General features: G+C 62.7%; 5 protein-coding genes. All 5 read right to left on the bottom strand.

The features are described from left to right. Nucleotides 1-231 precede the first annotated feature (231 nt). Nucleotides 232-750 (bottom strand): hypothetical protein, encoded by a 519-nt coding sequence (locus P9M14_01405; protein MDP8254383.1) that lies wholly within the window; start codon nt 748-750, stop codon nt 232-234. Nucleotides 751-841: 91 nt separating this feature from the next. Continuing rightward, a complete protein-coding gene (gene rpsI / locus P9M14_01400; protein ID MDP8254382.1) occupies nt 842-1,237 on the bottom strand; it encodes a 30S ribosomal protein S9 in 396 nt (131 codons plus the stop codon). 13 nt (nt 1,238-1,250) lie between these two features. After that, on the bottom strand, nt 1,251-1,679 hold the full coding sequence (gene rplM, locus P9M14_01395) for a 50S ribosomal protein L13 (protein MDP8254381.1): 429 nt from the start codon (nt 1,677-1,679) through the stop codon (nt 1,251-1,253). A gap of 108 nt (nt 1,680-1,787) precedes the next feature. Further along, nucleotides 1,788-2,465, bottom strand: a complete 678-nt coding sequence (locus P9M14_01390; GenBank protein ID MDP8254380.1) for a hypothetical protein — start codon at nt 2,463-2,465, stop codon at nt 1,788-1,790. Nucleotides 2,466-2,545: 80 nt separating this feature from the next. After that, a partial coding sequence (locus tag P9M14_01385) for an MGMT family protein (protein MDP8254379.1) occupies nt 2,546-2,755 on the bottom strand: 210 nt, incomplete at its 5' end.

Here is a 2,755-nt window from a genome sequence, read left to right as displayed (position 1 = left end):
CGAAGTAAATCTGCGCCTCGCTCGCCAGGGAGTTCAGCGTGTCGCCGATCTCGCTGGCCGGCGTGCCCGGATAGGTCATGGCCAGGGCCAGACCCGCCCCCAGCGCCCCGCGCACTATCGCCTGGTTCCCCGCCAGCAAAAGGCGTTTTCCCGGCGTCGGATCGAGCAAAGGATGCATGCGCGCCAAGTCTATGGCCGGGCGTTTTGACGGTCAAGCCGGACCGCGCCCAATCAGCGGTAGTCGAGCTTGACCTTGTTGGACACCAGCGTGGAGGCGAAGGCCGGTCCGTTGAGCGAGCTGATGTTGTAGACCAGGCGCAGCTTGTACTTGCCCGGCGGCACGGCCTGCGCCAGGCGCTGCGCCTTGCGGCGCGGGGTGTAGGGTGAGGTCCATTGAAGCTGCTGCAGTACGTAGCTCGAGCGGACAAAGGCCGCGGGCTCGATCAGCAGCTGGTACTGTGCCGCGGTCTGCGCGTTGTCCGTACGCAAATCGATGTCCGCGCGGAAAATCTCGAACTCTTCGCCGCCGGTCAGCTCGAAGTACGCGTTTCCCGTCAGCCGCAGTTCCTCGCCCGAGGTGTTGACCAGCTCGGCGACCACCGCGGTCGGCCCCTGGCGCGAGTCAGCGCCGTCCGTGGCCTTGAGGCTCAGGCGCAGCACGTCGCCCGCGTCGGTCAGCTCAGGGGTCCAACCCGCCAGCGCAAGCAGCACAGCCGCACAGGCCGCAACAAGAATTGTCAGCCGCAACATGAATCAATTATATCAAGCGGCAGGCGGTACAAAAAGATAAGGCGCCGCCGTTGCCGGCGACGCCGTGATGAACATCGTGGGGGATCGGGAATTAACGCTTGGAATACTGGAAGCGTTTCCGGGCCTTTTTCAAGCCGTACTTCTTGCGTTCGACCTTGCGCGCGTCGCGCGTCAGGTAGCCGGCTCTCTTGAGCATCGTACGCAGCTCCGGGTCGAGTTCGCACAGCGCACGCGACAGTCCGTGCCTGATCGCTCCGGCCTGACCGCTGATGCCGCCGCCGTTGACGTTGATCAGCAGGTCGACCTTGCCGTTCATGTTTGTCAGTACCAGCGGCTGCTGGATCACCATCCGGTTCGTCTCGCGATCCATGAACTTTTCCATGGGCTGACGATTGATGATGATCTTGCCCTCGCCGAGCGATAAATAAACGCGCGCGATGGCGGCCTTGCGGCGACCGACGGCGTAGTATCTGTTGGCCTCGTTCATCCCTGTCTCCCGCCTATATCTCTAACTTGCGCGGCAGTTGTGCCTCGTGTGGATGCTCTGGTCCGGCATAGACCTTGAGCTTCTTGAACATCGTCCGACCCAACGAGCTCTTGGGCAGCATGCCCTTGACCGAATGCTTCAACACCTCGGTGGGCTTCTCCTCGAGCATCTGCTCGGCGGTGCGGTACTTCAGCCCGCCGATGTAGCCGGTGTGGCGATAGTATTTCTTGTCCTCGAGTTTATTGCCGGTCAGCTTGACCTTCTCGGCGTTGATCACGACGACGAAGTCGCCGGTATCTACGTGAGGGGTGTACTGTGGCTTATGCTTGCCGCGCAGGACATCGGCGATGCGCGTGCTGATTCTGCCGAGCACAAGGTCCTGAGCGTCGAGCAAATACCAGATTCGTTCGACCTCGCCCGGCTTGGCGTTGTAGGTCTTCATTGTTACTCCCTTGTCATGACTATCCGACACGACGCGCGGCACGCCGAACGGAGGCCGAATTTCTACACAAAACCGCCCCGCGTGTCAAGGAATAACGACCGAAATCGGTCAGCGGTAGCGGTAGCCGACGCCGACGAAGGCCGCCGTCTCGGCAAATACGTGAATCTCGCCGTTGAAAAACACGAACGGCGTGATGAAATAGTCGACGCCGAGGAACACGCCGACGTTCTGATCCGAGCGTACGTTGTTGCTGCCGCCGGGCTTGAAGTGCACGCCGGAGTCGGAATATTTCACGCCGCCGAAGGGGGTGAAGTTCTGCCAGGTCTTGCTGATGATCAGCGCCGCCTGGTACTCCCACCAGTCGCCGCGCACCCCCTCGTCTTCGACGTGCATGCCCGTGACGTTGCCGTCAAGCGCCACGCGGAATTCTCCCTCGTTCCAGGGAAAGACCTGCAGGCGCAGTCCGCCGCCGTAGTACGGCCCGAGGGCCGCGCGGAAGGTGGTGCCGGTGATCGACAGGTCGCCGGCGCCGCCCAGGGCGTAGAAGTCGATGATCCGCCAGGGACCAAAGGAGATCTTGGCCGCCAGCCGGCTGGTCGTCTCCTCGTTGCGCATCGAGTCGTCCTTGAGAAAATAGATGTCGCGCTGGAAAATCCCCACTCCCACGTCGGCCGAGATGTTCAGCGTGCCCACGTTGTAGCCCAGGCCGCCGATGGTCGTGGCCCAGGCCGTCGACGTAAACCCGAGCACGACGATAAATGCGACAAGATAGACGAAGCGGCGCATGGGAATCCCCTACTGTTTGAGGCTCTCTAATTGTAGGACGATAGTATGCCGATGCCCCGACGGTCAAGGCAGCGTCCGGTTCAGCGGCGATGCGCGCGGGCCTCGATCTGGAGCATCCGGCGCTTGAGCTGCGGACCCTCGATTGCCGAGAATCCGCCGATCGATCCGTCGGCGGCCAGCACGCGATGGCAAGGCACGAGCACCGGCAGCGGGTTGCGCCCCAGTGCGCCGCCCACCGCCCTGGCCGCTTGGGGCCTGCCCAGGTCGCGGGCGATGTCGCCGTAGGTAGT

Source organism: Candidatus Alcyoniella australis, assembly GCA_030765605.1.
Taxonomy (GTDB): domain Bacteria; phylum Lernaellota; class Lernaellaia; order JAVCCG01; family Alcyoniellaceae; genus Alcyoniella; species Alcyoniella australis.
This window is presented reverse-complemented; position numbering and strand designations above follow the sequence as displayed.